This window comes from Falsochrobactrum shanghaiense, assembly GCF_003149535.1.
Taxonomy (GTDB): domain Bacteria; phylum Pseudomonadota; class Alphaproteobacteria; order Rhizobiales; family Rhizobiaceae; genus Brucella; species Brucella shanghaiense.
The window spans coordinates 313,687-330,600 of the sequence record NZ_QGDB01000004.1; the positions used below are offsets into that span (position 1 = coordinate 313,687).

The window sequence follows — 16,914 nt, forward strand, 5'->3', positions numbered from 1 at the left end:
AATCATATAGAGAAGCAGCATGTCCATTGAAATACTTCAGCTTTGCCCGCTGACCCCGGCATTGGAAGCAAGTCTCAACGAGCAATATAAAGTCCATCGCTGGTTTGAAACCGAAGATCAGGACGGCTTGTTGAAGGCTCATGCAGATGCGATCAAGGCCGTCGTTACCGGAGGCCATATCGGCATTCCCAACGATCTGGCGGATCGCCTGCCTCATCTGGAAATCGTGGCCATCAACGGCGTGGGCTTTGACAAGGTGGATCTGCACAAAGCACGCAGCAGAGGCTATCAGGTTTCCAATACGCCCGATGTATTGACCGCGGACGTCGCCGATACGGCTATCGGCCTGATTATCGCCCAGGCGCGCCATATTGCGAGAGCGGATGCACATATACGCAAGGGCGAGTGGCCGAAGGCCGAAATCGGTCTTGGCACGCGCGTAACCGGCAGGCGCTACGGTATTTTTGGCCTCGGACGCATCGGCAAGGCGATTGCCAGACGGCTGGAGGGATTTGACGCCCGGATCAGCTATACGGGCCGCTCAAAACAGGATGTCGCCTATAGCTATTATCCAAGCCTGCTCGAACTGGCGCAAAATTGCGATGTGCTGGTCATTGCTGCCGCAGCAAGCGCTGAAACGCGCCACGCCATCAATGCGGATGTGCTTGCAGCACTTGGCGCCAATGGCGTGCTGATCAATATTGCACGCGGCTCGCTGGTTGATGAAACCGCTCTGGTCCAGGCTCTCAAAGCGGGGCAAATCGGCGGCGCGGGGCTGGACGTGTTTGAAAACGAGCCGACCGTTCCAGCTGAATTGTTTGACATGCCCAATGTCACACTGACGCCGCATATTGGCAGTGCAACCCATCAGACGCGCAAAGCAATGGGGGATCTGGTGCTGGCCAATCTGGCTGCGCATTTCAGCGGCAAGGAACTGGTGACGCCCGTGGTTTAACGGGCGTCTATTCCATCGAGCAGCCGCATCATTTCTGCTGAATCCTTGTCGCCCAATCCGGCAGCGCAAAGAAGCCGATGAATTTCCACCACCTGACCGGTCATCGGCAGCGGGGTTTTCGTTTTCATTGCAAAGGCTTGAAGCGAGTCGAGATCTTTGAGCATATTATCGATGCGCCCGGTCGGGCTGTAATCGCGCGCGGCGAATTTTGCCATGAATTCCTGCATGATGCGGCTATCGGCGCGCCCTCCGGCCAGCGCCTGCGGGATTGCCGCCGGATCGACGCCGCCCGCTTCGGCCAGCTTGACCGCCTCGGCAACGGCCTGAAACGTTACCGCGCAGAAAAGCTGGTTGATAAGCTTGGTCGTCTGTCCGGCTCCGCTTGGCCCCATCAGCGTATAATTGGCGCTAAGATGCTGCATCACCGCATAAGCGCGGTCAAAATCTGACCGATCCCCACCAGCCATGATGGTCAGTTCACCCGACAGCGCACGCGGTGCGCCACCGGATAATGGGCAGTCCACCCATTTCATGCCGGTCTCCGCCGCCAGTTGCCCTGCCATCTGCGCCGTATCGACCGGATCGATCGACGACATGTCGATCAGCAATTTTTCCGCATCGGCAGATTGCGCAACGCCATCTTTTCCAAATACTGCACTGCGGACGATATTGGCATGATTGAGGCTGAGAATGACAAAGCTGCTTTGTGCCGTTGCTGCTGCTGGCGACGTTGCAGCCTGTGCGCCTCTGGCAACAAGATTATCAACCTTGCTGTTATCCAGATCGAAAACCGTGACAATATTGCCGGTTTCCAGCAGGCGCGTTGCAATCGCGGTTCCCATGATCCCGGCACCGATCATTGCAACTGTTTGAGCCTTGCTCATGGCAAAAATCCCCTTTTGCGTCATACGCTGGCTGTCATTCCGCCGTCCACATGCAGAACCTGACCATTGACGAAAGAAGAGGCGTCGCCGCTTAGATAAACGGCTGCACCAACCAGTTCTTCGACATTGCCCCAGCGCCCCGCCGGGGTGCGCTTTTCCAGCCAGCCGGTGAATTCGGGATTATCCACCAGCGCCTGATTGAGCGGGGTCTTGAAATAACCCGGCGCGATAGCATTGACCTGTAGCCCATATTTGGCCCAGTCGGTCGCCATGCCGCGCGTGAGATTGCGCACCGCGCCCTTGGTTGCAGTATAGGGCGCGATGGAGGGGCGCGCCAATTCGCTCTGTACCGAGGCAATATTGATGATCTTGCCGCGCTTGCGCGCGATCATATGACGGGCAACAGCTTGCCCCACATAGAAGACGCTTGAAATATTGGTTTCGAGCAGAAGCTGCCATTTGTCCTGCGGAAAATCTTCAAGCGGCGCGCGAAACTGCATACCGGCATTGTTAATGAGAATATCGATGGCCCCGCGCTCCCGCTCGATTGCATCCACCGCCGCCTTTGCGGCCTGCGCGTCAGTCACATCGAAATTTGCGGCATAGGCCGTGTGGCCCTTTTGTGTGAGCATCGCCATTGCCGCATCGACTTTTTTCGGATCGCGGCCATTGATGATCACGGCTGCGCCATGCTCGGCCAGCCCTTGTGCGAGCGCCAGCCCGATGCCCTGACTGGAACCGGTAATCAGGGCAAGTTTGCCCGTCAGGTCAAAAAGCGGAAACGTCATCAATCTCTCCCGTTTTTGGTGCGGCGCAGCAGTTGCCGCCAGCATCCAGATGATTATCCTTGACTTAAATGTTATCGGTAACATATGCAAGTTTGATCACGGAGGAAGCTATGAAAACTGTCGTTATCCACGCCGCAAAAGACCTCAGGATCGAGGACCGGGAAACCGAAGCCGTCGGGCCGGGGCAGGTGGAGGTCGCCATTCAGGCGGGCGGCATTTGCGGCTCCGATCTGCATTATTATCATGAGGGCGGCATTGGCGCGATCCGTGTGCGTGAACCGATGATCCTCGGCCATGAAGTGGCCGGAACCATTACGGCGTTGGGTGCCTCCGTCAACGGTCTGGCAATTGGCGACCGGGTGGCGGTATCGCCCAGCAGGCCGTGCAGTGCCTGCGATTATTGCCTCAAGGGCATGCAGAACCATTGCCTGAATATGCGCTTTTACGGCAGCGCAATGCCGATGCCGCATATTCAGGGTGCGTTTCGCCAGAGACTGGTGGCCGAAAGCTGGCAGTGCCATAAGGTGGCCGACAATGTTTCCATAAACGAGGCGGCATTCGCTGAACCCCTGGCGGTGACGCTTCATGCGGTTGCGCGTGCCGGATCGCTGCTGAACAAGCGCGTTCTGGTCACGGGGTGCGGGCCAATCGGCGCGTTGATCATCATTGCTGCCCGGGCCCATGGCGCGCGGGAAATCGTGGCAACCGATGTGATGGAGCCGGTTCTTGCGAAAGTGCGCGAAATCGGTGCCGACCGGACGATCAATGTGGCTGAAAATGCCGAGCAACTGGCGGCATATTCTGCCAATAAGGGCTATTTCGACGTGATGTTTGAAGCGTCGGGCAATGAGCGTGCCATGCGGTCCGGGCTTGAGGTGCTCAGGCCCCGCGGCATTCTGGTGCAGGTCGGCCTTGGCGGTGATGTTTCCATTCCGCAAAATCTGGTGGTGTCAAAAGAAATCGATATGCGCGGCTCATTCCGCTTCCATGAGGAGTTTGGCCTTGCCGTCGATATGATCAACCGCCGGAGGGTCGATGTAAAGCCGCTTCTGAGCCGAACCTACCCGCTTGAGGAAGCCATCGCGGCCTTTGAAATCGCAGGTGATCGTAGCCAATCCATGAAGGTCCAGCTCTCCTTTGAATAGGCGGATATCTGCATGACATTGTGCGTCTGACCGGGGACCCGGGAACAAAGAATATGAAGAACCGTTTCATACTCCTGTCAAAAAGGATATATTGCGGGCTTCCTGTCACGAAGAATGACAGCTTTCATCCCGCAGACGATCAATCGAGCTTACACCAAACCACAGGGAGGACCCCATGCCGAATACTATTCGCCTGCATCGTGTCATCGCCGCCAAACCGGAGAAGCTTTATCGCGCATTTATCGAACCCGATGCCATTGCAAGCTGGCTTCCGCCATACGGATATCTTTGCACCGTACATGAACTGGACGCAAAGGTTGGCGGCAACCACAGAATGTCGTTTCGCAATTTCACCACAGGCCGCGGCCACTCTTTTGGTGGCACCTATCTTGAACTCGTTCCCGGCGAACGCCTCGTTTATACCGACAGGTTCGACGACCCCAACCTGCCGGGCGAAATGAAAGTCACGATCAGTCTGAAAGCGGTGTCGGTCGGCACCGAAATGCATATCGAGCAGGAAGGCGTACCAGATATTATCCCGCCGGAGGCCTGCTATCTTGGCTGGCAGGATTCATTACACAAGCTCGCGAAGCTGGTTGAGCCTGAAATCAATGAATAGGCACGCTTCATGCGTCAATCCTTGCGTTCGAAAGGGATGATGATAGTCATTCTTTCTTCCCGTCGAGCCTCCGGATGTCGTCCGCGTATGCGCTCGGAGTGGTGTTAGTCACGGCCAATATCGGGGAATTCTCACGCATCCGTGCTCTGAAGGTCGAAAACTGGCTACGCGACTGAGCGCTGCTGTTGTCCGCTCATACCGCAGATAAAGACTGGTTTTCCGCTGATGTCTGCTATGAATGTGGTTGCCGAATCTGAACAGCAAGTGATGCCCTGACGACTGATGACGACCGACCCGCTCCACATTCTCAAAACCATTTATGGATACGATGCTTTCCGTGGCCAGCAAGCGGATATCGTATCGCATGTGATCGCAGGCCATAATGCATTCGTGCTGATGCCGACGGGCGGCGGCAAATCGCTATGCTATCAGATTCCCGCCCTTGCGCGCCCGGGCATGGGGATCGTGGTTTCACCGCTTCTGGCGCTGATGGCCGATCAGGTCTCCGCGCTCCGGCAGGCGGGTGTAAAGGCAGCGGCGCTCAATTCCGACCTTGCTGGCGATGACAGGCTTGCCTTGTGGCGTGATATCCATGCTGGGGCGCTTGATCTGCTCTATGTCGCGCCTGAAACCCTGCTCAGACCGGATACATTGCAACGCCTGAGCGATGTGCCTCTCTCGCTGATCGCTATCGACGAAGCCCATTGTCTGTCGCAATGGGGGCATGACTTCAGGCCATCCTATCGACAGCTTGATGTGTTGATGACGCAGTTTCCCGATACGCCACGCATGGCGTTGACCGCAACCGCCGACGAACCGACACGTGCGGAAATCCTGTCGCATCTGTAGATTGAGGAGCGCGATGCCTTCATCGCCGGTTTCGACCGTCCCAATATTCGCTATGCGATCATGGAGAAGAACAATCCCCGCGTGCAATTGAAACGTTTTCTACAGGATCACCAGGGCGAAAGCGGCATCGTTTACTGTCTTTCGAAACGGAAGACAGAAGAAACCGCCGAATGGCTGCGTAGCCTAGCATTCCAGTTGCGTTTTTAATTTGATGTGTGCTTGTTGTGCGGCTGCTTGATGAGCTCGTCGCCAGAGCGACCAAGCGATGATGTATGAAGGTTCGATGCGCGCCCGTGCGAGGCGGGTTGCAATTCGGCGGATTTCCTGGATCGACCAGCGGATCAGTGCCGGTGCTGCGTCCGTTTCATCATGCTTTTTGGCGGCGGTGCGGCATTGGCATGGCGGCGGATCGCCGCCATCATGGCGAAAGCGAGCATGACCAACGAGACATGGCGATGCCAGCGCCGGCTTGGTGGCGAAGCCGGTATTGTTCAGCACATGGGCCCTGGCCATATGCCCGGCATCGTCCGCCCAGGCCTTCGGCAGATAGAGCGCCCGGTCAATGAAGGTATGGCCGTGGCGTGAGACGTAGGAAGCAAACACGCCGATCTGACAATTGGTGATCTTGCCCGCCGAGCCGGTGTATTGCCGCCCAACCCCGCACGACGCCTTGCCCTGCTTGAGAAAGCCGGTTTCGTCGATCACAAGAACCGCATCGTCGTCGGCCAGCGTTTCAAGGGCATAGTCGCGTACGATATCGCGCAACGCAGCCGCATCCCAGCGCCCCCTACCCAAAATAGCCTGCTGACGCCATGGACCGGGATCGCCGGCCGCCTCCGCCCGCATCCATCCGGTCTTGCGACGTTCATCCCCGAGCAGCCCGTCCATAAACCGTTCCGCCGAAACTCCCACCCGTTCCTGCGTGAACAATGGACGCATCCGCTTCTTCACATCGCGCAGCGAAGATGCCCAAAGCACGCCGTTGACGAAAGTAAGGTTATCACCTCCCGAACGGCCCGGATCACTGGGCTTGCCGGGTAGCAAATGCCCGATCCGCCGCCATTGTTCAGGCGTCAGTTCATACCGCTTGGGCTTCGACATCAGGGATCTCCAGATCAATGAATCTGGAAATCCATGAATCACACTCCTCGACAGAAATGAATCCTGAATGTCGATTCAACCTAACAGATGGTCGAAACCTCTTTGACAAGCCAATCGCGAAAGAGCTGCAATGCCGGGTTGGAGGCAATGTTTTCGTGGCTACATATAAACTTGTAGGATTCCTTGGGCTCGAAATATTGCTCGGACACGATACAGAGGCTTCCGCGCTGCACGTCGCTTTCGACCAGAGGTCGATGAGAAAAACCAATGCCCTGTCCGGAACGAGCAGCCGCCAACAATGTGTGCTGATCGTCAAAAAAGAGGTTCGAATTGGCGGCTAAATCATCAAACCCGTGGTGGGATATCCATCTTTTCCAGTCATTTGCGTCTCGATAATGCAAGCGAGGAATGTCAGGATTTACGAGGAGATCTTCTGGATTTGTCGTGTTGGCCAGAAGTGAGGGGCTACAGACAGGCACCAGTCTTTCTTTTAGAAGCTCGATGCTGTACATGCCCGCAGGCGGATGCAGGCAATATTTGATCTGTGCGTCTTCTCTATCCTGGGCGCTGGAATCTATATCGAGATTATTCAGGTGAAGCTGGATACCTGGATTTTGCTTTAAGAAGCCAGCTATCCTGCTTGCGATCACTTCCATTGCAAAAAAGGGACCGGCACGAACCCGAAGAATTTGGGCCTTGTTGTCCTGCCCGATCAGCGTCGTAACTGCACTAATTTCATCAAATGCCCGAGCACAAACCTCCAGCAGCAGTGCGCCTTCTGCGGTAACGGATACACCGCGTGAGCCGCGAATAAGCAACTGACAACCCAAAGCCTGTTCCAGCAACTTGACTTGATGGCTCACAGCGCCCTGACTGACTGCAAGCTCTTCTGCGGCGGCAGTGAAGCTTTGACAATACGAAACTGCTTCAAAAGCTCTTAAGGCTCTCAAGCTTGGGAGTCTTCGTCGTTTCGCGCGTAAAGTCATATCATTATGAATTTTTCTAATATCATTGAATAGATCTTTTGCATTGATCGACCCCCGGCACAAGCATAATCGTCAATAATCAAAAACGCCCTTCGGTATCGAACTCATCTGGTCCTGATCACGGGCGACAGTGCGCGTCTGTGCAGCACGAGGCAAGGGCATATAAAGGGCATATAAAAGGAGAACGAAACGTGTTTAAGCAAGCTAAAATGGGAATTATTGCCGCTCTTGTCGCCGTATGCGGTACCCTTCCAGCCCATGCCGAGGAAATCCGCATGGGAGCCGAAGGTGCCTACGCCCCTTTCAATTATCTGGATCCGAGCGGGCAGCTCAAAGGCTTTGATATCGACGTCGGCAATGCGATCTGTGAAAAACTGAAAGCTGATTGTGTATGGAGCGCCAACGAGTGGAGCGGGATTATCCCGGCGCTTCAGTCAAAGAAGTTCGACATCATGGCATCATCGATGGCTATAACTGAATCGCGTATGCAGCAGGTCAACTTCTCCGATCCGTATTACTACAACACGATGCGGTTTGTTGCCTTGAAGGAACTCGGCCTGAAAGATGTGACGCCCGAAAGTGCCAAGGGCAAAGTCATAGGCACCCAGACGGGCTCTATCGCAGTCGATGCTTTGCAGCGCTTTTTCCCGGATAATGAGCTAAAGCTCTATCCGACACTGGAAGAAGCCTTCCTGGATATAGAAAACGGGCGCATCGACCTCTTGCTTGAATCCAAGTTTGCGCTCAGCGACTGGATGAAGAAGGGTGCGGATTGCTGCGAATTTGTCGGCAAGGAGTTCCTTCTGGATGGAACGCTGGGTGCCGGAATGGCCTTCCGCAAGGATGACGAAGAACTGCGCGCGCGTGTCAACAAGGCACTTGCAGAGATCATCCAGGACGGGAGCTACGACAAGATCAGTGCAAAATACTTTGATTTCGACATCAGGGAAAAGCCGAAATTCGCGAGCGAAATCTTCGCGGAGTAGTTCGTTCCACCCCCACACATAGAGTACCTGATTTGAGACACCACATCAGATCAGGCACTCATTGCGTGTGAGCAAAGTCAATTTTCAGCCATTTCGTTTCGACCAACCCAGACTGGTCTTCGCCGACAAAAGAAAGATCGATCCGTGTCCTATCGTGTTGCGATCATCGAATTCATCAATGAAAGTAATACTTTCACGCAAAATCGCACGAGCATCAGTGATTTTCGGGCGTCGCATTATTTCAAGGGCGATGAGATTCCGGCCAATTTCCGAGGCACAGGCTCCGAGGTCGGTGGCGCGATAAAGGTCGCGGATGAAAAGGGCTGGACACCTGTTTACATCACCGCAGCCCATGCGGAGCCGAACGGACCAGTGCTTGAAACTGCGCGTCAGGAAATCACCGGCGAGTGCCTGCGGCGGCTGAAGCAAGCCGGACCTTTTGACGGCATATTTGTTGCCCTGCATGGGGCCATGGTGACGGAGACGGATCAGGATGGAGACAGCCAGTTTCTGCGAGAGATCCGGTCCGTGGTCGGGTATGATGTCCCCATTGCCATCACTCTCGACCTTCACGCGAATACCTTCGATGAACTGGCTGATCTGGCGCAGATCGCCGTTTCATTCCGGACTTATCCCCATATCGATATGAGTGAGGTCGGGGTCGAGGCCTGTTCTTTGCTGGATCAGGCGATGAAAGGGGAAGTCGAACCTGCGCTGGCCATTGCGCGCCCACCAATGCTTCTGGGTTGTGATGATGGTCGCACGACAGATAACGGTCCGATGTGCCGCCTGCTCGAAAGTGCAGGCCGTGAGATGCAGCAACCGGGTATCCTGAATGTGGCGGTCAATGCCGGGTTTACCGATGCTGATGTCTGGGCGGCCGGGCCAAGTGTCATCGTGACTTTTGATGGTAAAAGCGTTAGCCGACAAACCGCTTGCGATCTAGCGGGCAAGATGTGTGATGAAATCTGGACCTATAAGGACCAGTGGTCGCAGCCGATGCCCCTTGATGAATGTATCCGGCAATTGAAAGAGGCTCGGGGCGCTGAAGGCACGATTGTTGTTGCCGACTTCTCCGACAATCCCGGCTCGGGCGCCTATAGCGATTGCACCGCGCTTATTGCAGCGATGCTTCAGGCCGGTGTGACCAATGGCGCCGCAGGCGCGCTTCTCGACCCTGAAGCGGTGGCGGAGATTGCAGCCAAGGCGATAGGTGAGACTGTCACGGTGACGATTGGCGGCAAGTCCGATCCATCCGTCGGTGGCGGTCCTTTGACGGTGACGGGCCGTGTCATGTCGGTCAGCGATGGTGCCTTCGTCTTTGAAGGGCCGATGTTCACAGGCCTGCCTGGAACGACCGGAAAAGCCGTGTGCCTGCGTGTGGAGGGAATCGATATAATGATCGTGTCGGAACGCATGCAGATGCTCGATCAGAACATCTTCCGTATCGTCGGCATCGAGCCGAAGGAAAAATCCGTTCTGGCGGTTAAGTCGATGCAGCATTTCAAAGGCGCGTTCGGCCCGATTGCATCACAGATCATCGTTACCGATGCTGGCGGTCTGAGCTCACCGGATCTGTCGAGACGGATCTATGCTCGCCTGCGTCGTCCGGTTTTCCCTCTGGATACACTGCCGGGGCAGCATCAGTAGGAGTGCGGTCGAATCTATTGGACTTTTGCCAGCGAACAGGGAATTTAATTGGGCCGAGGAGGACAATCAGGATGACGTTCCGTCACCATGAAACTCCTGAACCCGATCGATTATTTGTACTCACGGATGGAGTATCCAATGCACACAACGCCAATTTTCGCCGGGTTGAAAATCGAAGCGGCTGAAATACGGGTCATACGTCTGCCGCTGCTCGTGCCTTTCGTGATTTCTACCGGAACAATGACCGAAAAGATCATTCCGATCCTTACTCTGCGGGCTGAGGGTCTGGAAGGCTATGCCGAAGGCGTGATGGATCCGTTGCCGGATTATCTGGAAGAAACCATCTCCGGTTCGCTCTCTTTCCTGCGCGACGTTCTGCTGCCGCAAATCGTTGGGAAACGCTTCGCTGGCCCGGCGGATCTTTTCGCAATCCTTGATCCGTGGCGCGGACACAGAATGAGCAAGGCCATGGTCGAAATGGCCGTGTGGGACCTGTGGGCGAAAGCACTGAACCTGCCGTTGAGCGTTGCGCTTGGTGGCGTTCGCGATGCGATCGATGTGGGTGTCAGCCTTGGCATTGCCGATATTCCAACGACGGTTGACCGGGTCGCAGCCTCGCTCGATGCCGGTTACAAGCGCGTTAAGCTGAAGATCAAGCGCGGTCATGATCTCGCTATGATTGAGGCGGTGCGCGAGCGTTTCCCCGAAGCCAGGCTGACGGTTGACGCCAATACCGACTACCGGCTTTCCGACCTGCCGCTTCTCAAGGCTATGGATGCTTTCGCACTCGATTATATCGAACAGCCACTGGCTTTCGACGACATTACCGATCATGTCCATGTACAGGAAAAGCTGCTGACTGCCATCTGCCTGGATGAGAGCATCCGCTCTTCGGTGGATGCCCGCAAGGCGCTTGTCGCAAGAGCTTGCCGTGTCATCAATATCAAGGTGGGCCGCGTCGGTGGGCATAGTGCATCACGCGCAATTCACGATGTCTGCGCAGCCTTTGATGTGCCTGTATGGTGCGGCGGAATGCTTGAAGCAGGCATTGGTCGGGCGCATAATATTCACCTGTCCACATTGCCAAATTTCACCAAGCCGGGGGACACATCGTCCGCCAGCCGCTACTTCCCGCGCGATATTGTCAACGAGCCGCTGGAAGCCGAAAACGGCCGAATGGCCGTTCCCAGGCACGGTCCGGGTATCGGTGTGACCCTGGACCATGCATTTCTCGATACGGTCACCAGCCATCGCGAGGATTTCGTCGCATGAGCGAAATATTGGTCCGTGAACTCGCCTCTCTCGACGAGATGAAGGATTCGGAGACCGTGCAACGGCTGGTATGGGGAGAAGACGACCCTGTCGATGCCTCCGACCTGTTGCTTGCGATCCAGCACGAAGGCGGCCTTGTCGCCGGAGCGTTCGATGGCGGGAAGATGATAGGCTTCATCTTTGGTTTCCCAAGTGCAACGCCGGGCGTCCAGCATTCTCACCGTCTGGCGGTTCTTCCGGAAGCAAGAGGCTTGAAGCTTGGTGCGCGGATGAAGTGGTTCCAGCGTGATTGGTGCCTTGCGAGAGGCATTACACATGTGCGCTGGACCTATGATCCGATCCGGGCGGTCAATGCCCGTCTGAACATTGCGAGCCTCGCGGCCACATCGTCTATCTATCATGTCAATTATTACGGCCCTATGGTCGGTATCAATGCTGGCCTGCCTTCGGACAGAATCGTGGCTGACTGGCAATTGGACGATCCGCGTGTGGAAGCTCGATCTCAAGGCCGGAAACTTGAGTTTCCCGCAGATGCTCGACGTGTGAAAATACCGGGCGACATCGACCATCTGCTTGCAACTGATCCGGCAGAAGCGATGAATGCAAGACTGTCGCTTCGCGAGCAGCTTGTGGCTGCCTTCGGCGAAGGTAAGCGTATTGTTGGATTCGATCTCCAGACCATGGAGTACTTATTGGTTTAAGCTGATAGCTTAAACTAGAGCGGTTCCTGTTTAAACGGAATCATCGGAACCGCTCTATCTATTTGTTTTTACGCATTATCCGGACGCAAAACCGTTTCACACTTTTGCTGGAAATGCTCTAGACGCGAGTCGGATACGGCGTTCGTCACCACGACCTGGTTTCATATCAGGAATCGACGACCGCATGCCGCGCTTGCGTGCCTGTCCCATTCTGGCCCGCTGGTCGGCACGGATATTTCCAGCGTTATGTGCCTTCTCGCCGTTATGCCGACTGCTGTGAAAAAGAAAAACAAAGGGGTTATTGACATCCAAACTGACATGTTACATGTCTATTTAGGAAATGGGAGGAAACCATGCGAAACTATCTTCTGGGCGCTACCGCCCTGTGTGTTATTGCCTTGTCCAGTCCGGCTTCGGCTGCCTGTTCGGATGCTGATCGCGTCGAGATTACATGGTCCACGATTGCCGGTTTTTACACCGACGCCATGGCGCAGCTCGTCAACGACTTTCAGGAAAAGGAATGCGCCAAGGTCAATGTCATCAACATCGATAATTCCCAGCTCTATAACAAGCAGGTTATCGAGATGGTGGGGCAGACCGGCGCCTATGATGTCGTGACGCTCAACAATGCGGAATATGCGGAATTTGCTGAGAACGGCTTTATCTTGCCGATGACGGACTTCCTCAAAGACCAGCAGAACATCGTCGATGATATTCATCCCACCCTTGCCAACATGACAATCCGCTACAAGGGCGATCTGTGGGGTCTTCCTTATTATACCTATTCATCGGGCTTCTTCTATCGCGCGGATCTTTGGGAAGATCCAACGGAGCAGGCGGCATTCAAGGCCAAGTATGGCTATGATCTTGCGAAGCCTGCCGACTGGAAGCAGCATCGCGATATGGCCGAGTTTTTCACGCGTAAGGCAGGTGAAGAACTCAAGGGAGAAGTTCTGAAGAAGGACTTCTACGGCGTTGGGCTTATGGCCGGTCGTTTTCCCGATATTCAGGACGAATTGTCGGCACCCTTGTGGGGCATGAAGTCCGACTGGCTCGACAACGAAGGCAAGGTTCCTGTCGACGATGTGGAGAAAATCCTCTCCGATTATATCGAGCTCTTGAAATTCGCGCCTCCTGCGGCTTTGACCGTCACTTATGACGGTGTGATGAACCAGATGCGCGACGGCCAGATTGCGATGACGCATAATTTTTTCCTCGACCAGTGGCCGAATGCGGTCAAAACCGAGGAGAGCGTGCCCGGAGCGAAAATGGCCGTCGCGGAGGCGCCGGGCAAAATGTCATATGTCGGCGGCTTCCTTCTGGCGGTTTCGTCGAGTTCCGCGAATCCGGATATGGCAATGAAGTTCATCTCCTATATCGGCGGGCCGGAAGCGCAGGCGAAGTTTGCGTCCTATGGCGGCGCGACGACACTGATGTCGATCCTCACCGATCCGAAGTTCCAGACGCCTGAAGCGCGCAAGACCAACGGCGAATATGCAACGCTCGCCAAAGTTTTCGAGAGCATGAACGGTTTCACGTCCAATCTCGTATCCTCACCATTCGGCGCCAAGATCTACAACACGATGCAAATCCCATTGCAATCAGCGGCGGCTGGTCAGTTGAGCGCACGGCAGGCGGCTGAAAGCCTTGCGGCTGAAGTCGAAAAGATCTGCGGCGGTCCTTGCCCCATCGGTAAGTAAAACAAGATCGTTGTCGGAATAAGCACCGGCAACGGGTCAACCGGTATGTTTCGTGGAAGCAGCGAGCCTTCCTGCCGAAATGTCCAATATCTATCCGGAGCGGCTTCCGTCCGACGGCACTTGCGATCCGCTTCGGTACCCCTATTCAGAAAACAGTCTGGATTCCTGTCATGAACAGTTATCACGCCCCGCCTGCAAAGGTGGCGTCCGACCGTGCTTTTTCGGTCCTGCTTATCGTTCCTGCGATGCTGGTCATCGTTATCTTCGCGCTATTGCCGCTTTATTATGCGGTGGATGTATCTTTCCGGTTTGCCGATCTCTCGCGCGGTAAACTGGGGGATTATGTCGGGCTCGACAATTTCCGCACCATATTTGCCGATCAGGCCTTCTGGGCTGCGGCCTGGATCACGCTGAAATTCACCGTCGTATCGGTCGGCCTGCAAATGTCGCTCGGCATCGCGATAGCCTTCCTCATCCATGGAGCCACTTACGGCAAGGGTCTCATCCGGTCGATCATGATCCTGCCTCTGGCGACATCGGCTGCCGTGACGGGTCTGTTCTGGCGTTATCTTTATGATACGCAATTTGGCGTGGTGAACTGGGTGCTGGGCGCGTTCGGCCTGCCGGAGCCCAACTGGCTCGGCGATTTCAATATCGCGCTCTGGTCGGTCATTATTTTTGACGTCTGGCAATGGACGCCCTTTGTTGCCCTGATCGTGCTGGCCGGGCTTCAGGCGCTGCCGAAGGAACCGTTCGAAGCCGCCGAACTGGACGGCGCATCCACATGGCGCGTCCTGCGCACGCTGACCTTTCCATTGCTCAAGCCGGTTCTGTTCCTCATCCTCGTGCTGCGGACCATAGATTGCGTTCGTCTCTATGATGCGGTCGCTGTGCTGACCCAGGGCGGTCCGGGCACCTCGACGGAAACCATGACATTTTATCTCTACCGCACCGGCCTCAAGCTTTTCCGCATGGACTACGCTTCGACCATGGCTGTCTTTTTCCTTTACGTGATGCTGGTGGCGTCGATTTTCGCGCTCAAACCTTTGCTCAAGCAGTTCACCGATCGTGCAGGGGAGGCATGAGATGTTGCAACACAAGACATCACCACTGAAAGAAATTCTCCGCTATGCGGCGATCCTCGTTGTGCTCCTGTTCTTTTTCTTTCCGATTTTCTGGATGTTGCTGACGAGCTTCAAGCCGGAAGCGGCGATCATGGTGTCGCCGCCCCGGTTCTTCTTCACGCCGACACTGGAAAACTATCAGCATGCGCTCTTTGACAAGGGTTTCCTTTTCTATGTGCGCAATACGCTCATCATTTCGGTGATCTCGACTGCAATCGTGATCGTTGTCGGCTCGCTCGCGGCGTATAGCTTCGCACGTTATAATGTTGGCGACGGCCATGTGCTGTTCTTCATCCTGTCCACCAAGATGATGCCGGCCATTGCGGTGATCCTGCCCTACTTCCTGATCTTCCGCGATATAGGGCGCACCGGCTTTGGCAAGTTCATGCATCTGGGACTCGACCAGCATGGCGCATTGATCGTGTCCTATGTGATGTTCAATCTGCCGTTCGCCATCTGGCTTCTGGTCAGCTTCTTTCAGGATATTCCGCGTGAACTGGAGCAGTCGGCGCGAATGGACGGCCTTAGCCGCCTGAAAGTGCTGCGCAAGGTGACCCTGCCGCTGGCTGCACCCGGCATTGCCGTGACCACGGTTTTCACCCTGATCTTCTGCTGGAACGAGTTTCTCTTCGCCTATATTCTCACCCGCAAATTTGCTTCCACGGTGACAGTCGGCGTCGAAAGCTTCTTCACCTTGCAGGGCATCCTCTGGGGCCCCGTCGCCGCAGCGGCAACAATCTCGGTGGCGCCGATGCTTCTCTTCGTTCTTTTGATGCAGCGCTATATGGTCCGTGGACTGACCTTCGGCGCGGTGAGGGGGTAACGATGTCTTTTTCACAAATCTGGGACACCGGCTTCAAATCCATCATGATCTATATCGGCGTCGTCTTCGCGTGGCTTTGCTTTCTTGAAGCAAATTTCCCCGACCGTGGGGTCTCCGTCACGATCATGAATATCGTTGCCGCAGTCCTTGCTATAGGCTTCTTCGTCTTCGCCCGCCAGCGCTGCCTCAAGGAGCGCGCACTGGCTGAAGCGGAAATCGCTGCCCTCCTGAAAGAGGTGGACTGACCATGTATAGTTTTGTCAACGTCCATAAGCGTTATGGTCTGCGCACCGTCGCGCTGCGCAAGCTCAATCTGGATATTCAAAAGCGCAGCTTCTTCGTTCTTTACGGTCCTGCCGGTGCGGGAAAGTCGACGATGCTCAACCTTCTGGGCGGCATCACCAGGCCGACATCGGGTGACATTCAGCGCGATGGCGTTTCCCTGTTGCCATTGCCGCCGGAACGGCGTGACGCTGCGATGGCCTTCGAAAATTACGCGCTTTATTCGCATTTGAGCGTGGGCGAAAATCTTGCTTTCCCGCTCAAGGCGCGCAAGATGACGCGCTCGGAAGTCGAGGACAGGGTCAAGCGGGTCTCGGGGATGCTCGGCATCGGCCATCTGCTCGATCGCCGTCCGGGCTTCCTGTCCGGCGGCCAGCGTCAGCGCGTGGCTTTGGGGCGTGCCATCATCCGCCCCGCAGATATTTATCTTCTGGACGAACCGATCGGCCATCTTGATGCAAAACTGCGGCATCAGATGCGGGCCGAACTCAAGGCGCTTGCGCAGGATCTCAACGCAACGGTTGTCTTCACCACGACCTCCAGCCGTGAAGCATTGGCGCTCGGCGATCGTATCGCAGTGCTCAATCTGGGCAAGCTTGAACAGGTGGGAACGCCTGCGGAGCTTTATCACAAGCCGGAAAACGCCTTTGTCGCTTCATTCATTGGCGATCCGCCGATGAGCTTCGTTTCCGTGCGGGTGACGGGGGAAGGCAAGGCTGTCGGATTGACGAGCCTCGCCGGTGAAAAGATCGTTTCCGACGAACATTTCAGCCGTTTTGGCAAGCTGGATGATCTCAAGGCCGGTTTCCGTGCGGAAGCCGTCTCGCTAGGCGAAGCGGGTACGCCCGGTACGATTGCAGGACAGGTCAGCGTTGTCGAGCATCTTGGTTATGCGAATATCGCCGTCGTCAATGTGGGCGCGGATCAGGTCTCGATCTCCTTGCCGACATCGACATCTGTGCGGGCGGGCGACCGGGTCGGCGTTGCAATCGACCCCGACAAGTTTCAGTTGTTCCAGGGCGAAAAGGCTCTGGAAGGAAGGGCCTGAC

The 16,914-nt window shown here is 55.6% G+C and carries 15 protein-coding genes and 4 pseudogenes; 14 read left to right on the forward strand and 5 right to left on the reverse strand.

Annotated elements, in window-relative coordinates; genetic code table 11:
• Positions 1 to 19: 19 nt before the first annotated feature.
• Positions 20 to 955, forward strand: a complete 936-nt coding sequence (locus tag DKP76_RS12485) for a 2-hydroxyacid dehydrogenase (RefSeq protein WP_109707104.1) — start codon at positions 20 to 22, stop codon at positions 953 to 955.
• Here the strand turns inward: DKP76_RS12485 and DKP76_RS12490 are convergent.
• Positions 952 to 1,839 carry an NAD(P)-dependent oxidoreductase gene (locus DKP76_RS12490; protein ID WP_109707224.1) on the reverse strand — a complete coding sequence of 296 codons (888 nt, stop codon included), beginning with the start codon at positions 1,837 to 1,839 and terminating at the stop codon, positions 952 to 954. The genes DKP76_RS12485 and DKP76_RS12490 overlap by 4 nt on opposite strands.
• A 20-nt stretch (positions 1,840 to 1,859) precedes the next feature.
• Positions 1,860 to 2,627 (reverse strand): SDR family oxidoreductase, encoded by a 768-nt coding sequence (locus DKP76_RS12495; RefSeq protein WP_109707106.1) that lies wholly within the window; start codon positions 2,625 to 2,627, stop codon positions 1,860 to 1,862.
• Between the two features lie 110 nt (positions 2,628 to 2,737).
• Between DKP76_RS12495 and DKP76_RS12500 the strand changes: the two genes are divergently transcribed.
• The 4 genes and pseudogenes from DKP76_RS12500 to DKP76_RS12515 form a co-directional block, all read left to right on the forward strand.
• Positions 2,738 to 3,772, forward strand: coding sequence for an L-idonate 5-dehydrogenase (locus DKP76_RS12500; protein WP_109707108.1), 1,035 nt, complete (start codon positions 2,738 to 2,740; stop codon positions 3,770 to 3,772).
• Positions 3,773 to 3,947: 175 nt separating this feature from the next.
• A complete protein-coding gene (locus tag DKP76_RS12505; protein WP_109707109.1) occupies positions 3,948 to 4,391 on the forward strand; it encodes an SRPBCC family protein in 444 nt (147 codons plus the stop codon).
• An 83-nt stretch (positions 4,392 to 4,474) separates the two neighbouring features.
• Positions 4,475 to 4,567: pseudogene (locus DKP76_RS19625) on the forward strand (PIN domain-containing protein); the annotation flags it as partial.
• 106 nt (positions 4,568 to 4,673) lie between these two features.
• Positions 4,674 to 5,420: pseudogene (locus DKP76_RS12515) on the forward strand (RecQ family ATP-dependent DNA helicase); the annotation flags it as partial.
• 276 nt (positions 5,421 to 5,696) lie between these two features.
• Here DKP76_RS12515 and DKP76_RS12520 read toward each other — a convergent pair.
• The 3 genes and pseudogenes from DKP76_RS12520 to DKP76_RS12525 form a co-directional block, all read right to left on the reverse strand.
• Positions 5,697 to 6,218, reverse strand: a pseudogene (locus tag DKP76_RS12520) (IS701 family transposase); the annotation flags it as partial.
• Positions 6,210 to 6,341: pseudogene (locus DKP76_RS19630) on the reverse strand (IS5-like element ISNeu3 family transposase); the annotation flags it as partial. The pseudogenes DKP76_RS12520 and DKP76_RS19630, both read right to left, overlap by 9 nt.
• A gap of 80 nt (positions 6,342 to 6,421) precedes the next feature.
• Positions 6,422 to 7,327, reverse strand: coding sequence for a LysR family transcriptional regulator (locus DKP76_RS12525; RefSeq protein WP_109707111.1), 906 nt, complete (start codon positions 7,325 to 7,327; stop codon positions 6,422 to 6,424).
• 140 nt (positions 7,328 to 7,467) lie between these two features.
• On the opposite strand from DKP76_RS12525, the gene DKP76_RS12530 reads away from it, so the two are divergent.
• The 9 genes from DKP76_RS12530 to DKP76_RS12570 all read left to right on the forward strand — a co-directional run bounded on the left by DKP76_RS12530 (position 7,468) and on the right by DKP76_RS12570 (position 16,913).
• Complete coding sequence (locus tag DKP76_RS12530) at positions 7,468 to 8,313, forward strand: ABC transporter substrate-binding protein (RefSeq protein WP_245410224.1); 846 nt, start codon at positions 7,468 to 7,470, stop codon at positions 8,311 to 8,313.
• A gap of 144 nt (positions 8,314 to 8,457) precedes the next feature.
• Entirely contained in the window at positions 8,458 to 9,963 is a 1,506-nt protein-coding gene (locus DKP76_RS12535) for a M81 family metallopeptidase (RefSeq protein WP_245410225.1), read from the forward strand.
• A 138-nt stretch (positions 9,964 to 10,101) separates the two neighbouring features.
• Positions 10,102 to 11,235, forward strand: a complete 1,134-nt coding sequence (menC, locus tag DKP76_RS12540; protein WP_109707118.1) for an o-succinylbenzoate synthase — start codon at positions 10,102 to 10,104, stop codon at positions 11,233 to 11,235.
• Positions 11,232 to 11,936, forward strand: a complete 705-nt coding sequence (locus tag DKP76_RS12545) for a GNAT family N-acetyltransferase (RefSeq protein WP_109707120.1) — start codon at positions 11,232 to 11,234, stop codon at positions 11,934 to 11,936. The genes menC and DKP76_RS12545 overlap by 4 nt, the downstream gene beginning before the upstream one ends.
• Before the next feature lie 353 nt (positions 11,937 to 12,289).
• Entirely contained in the window at positions 12,290 to 13,636 is a 1,347-nt protein-coding gene (locus DKP76_RS12550) for an ABC transporter substrate-binding protein (protein ID WP_109707122.1), read from the forward strand.
• Between the two features lie 170 nt (positions 13,637 to 13,806).
• Entirely contained in the window at positions 13,807 to 14,721 is a 915-nt protein-coding gene (locus DKP76_RS12555; protein ID WP_109707124.1) for a carbohydrate ABC transporter permease, read from the forward strand.
• Position 14,722: 1 nt separating this feature from the next.
• On the forward strand, positions 14,723 to 15,583 hold the full coding sequence (locus tag DKP76_RS12560) for a carbohydrate ABC transporter permease (protein ID WP_109707126.1): 861 nt from the start codon (positions 14,723 to 14,725) through the stop codon (positions 15,581 to 15,583).
• Positions 15,584 to 15,585: 2 nt separating this feature from the next.
• The gene (locus DKP76_RS12565; RefSeq protein ID WP_109707128.1) at positions 15,586 to 15,828 is read left to right on the forward strand and encodes a hypothetical protein; all 243 of its coding nucleotides are present in this window, start codon (positions 15,586 to 15,588) and stop codon (positions 15,826 to 15,828) included.
• 2 nt (positions 15,829 to 15,830) lie between these two features.
• Positions 15,831 to 16,913: an ABC transporter ATP-binding protein gene (locus DKP76_RS12570; protein ID WP_109707130.1), complete on the forward strand. Its 1,083-nt coding sequence runs from the start codon at positions 15,831 to 15,833 to the stop codon at positions 16,911 to 16,913.
• The last annotated feature ends 1 nt before the right edge of the window (position 16,914 follow it).

Excerpts from the sequence above, each read along its gene's own strand:
- DKP76_RS12565 (WP_109707128.1), top strand. The coding sequence starts at position 15,586 with ATGTCTTTTTCACAAATCTGGGACACCGGCTTCAAATCCATCATGATC.
- menC (WP_109707118.1), top strand. The coding sequence starts at position 10,102 with ATGCACACAACGCCAATTTTCGCCGGGTTGAAAATCGAAGCGGCTGAA.
- DKP76_RS12500 (WP_109707108.1), top strand. The coding sequence starts at position 2,738 with ATGAAAACTGTCGTTATCCACGCCGCAAAAGACCTCAGGATCGAGGAC.
- DKP76_RS12550 (WP_109707122.1), top strand. The coding sequence starts at position 12,290 with ATGCGAAACTATCTTCTGGGCGCTACCGCCCTGTGTGTTATTGCCTTG.
- DKP76_RS12495 (WP_109707106.1), bottom strand. The coding sequence starts at position 2,627 with ATGACGTTTCCGCTTTTTGACCTGACGGGCAAACTTGCCCTGATTACC.
- DKP76_RS12525 (WP_109707111.1), bottom strand. The coding sequence starts at position 7,327 with ATGACTTTACGCGCGAAACGACGAAGACTCCCAAGCTTGAGAGCCTTA.
- DKP76_RS12505 (WP_109707109.1), top strand. The coding sequence starts at position 3,948 with ATGCCGAATACTATTCGCCTGCATCGTGTCATCGCCGCCAAACCGGAG.
- DKP76_RS12490 (WP_109707224.1), bottom strand. The coding sequence starts at position 1,839 with ATGAGCAAGGCTCAAACAGTTGCAATGATCGGTGCCGGGATCATGGGA.
- DKP76_RS12570 (WP_109707130.1), top strand. The coding sequence starts at position 15,831 with ATGTATAGTTTTGTCAACGTCCATAAGCGTTATGGTCTGCGCACCGTC.
- DKP76_RS12485 (WP_109707104.1), top strand. The coding sequence starts at position 20 with ATGTCCATTGAAATACTTCAGCTTTGCCCGCTGACCCCGGCATTGGAA.
- DKP76_RS12555 (WP_109707124.1), top strand. The coding sequence starts at position 13,807 with ATGAACAGTTATCACGCCCCGCCTGCAAAGGTGGCGTCCGACCGTGCT.
- DKP76_RS12545 (WP_109707120.1), top strand. The coding sequence starts at position 11,232 with ATGAGCGAAATATTGGTCCGTGAACTCGCCTCTCTCGACGAGATGAAG.
- DKP76_RS12560 (WP_109707126.1), top strand. The coding sequence starts at position 14,723 with ATGTTGCAACACAAGACATCACCACTGAAAGAAATTCTCCGCTATGCG.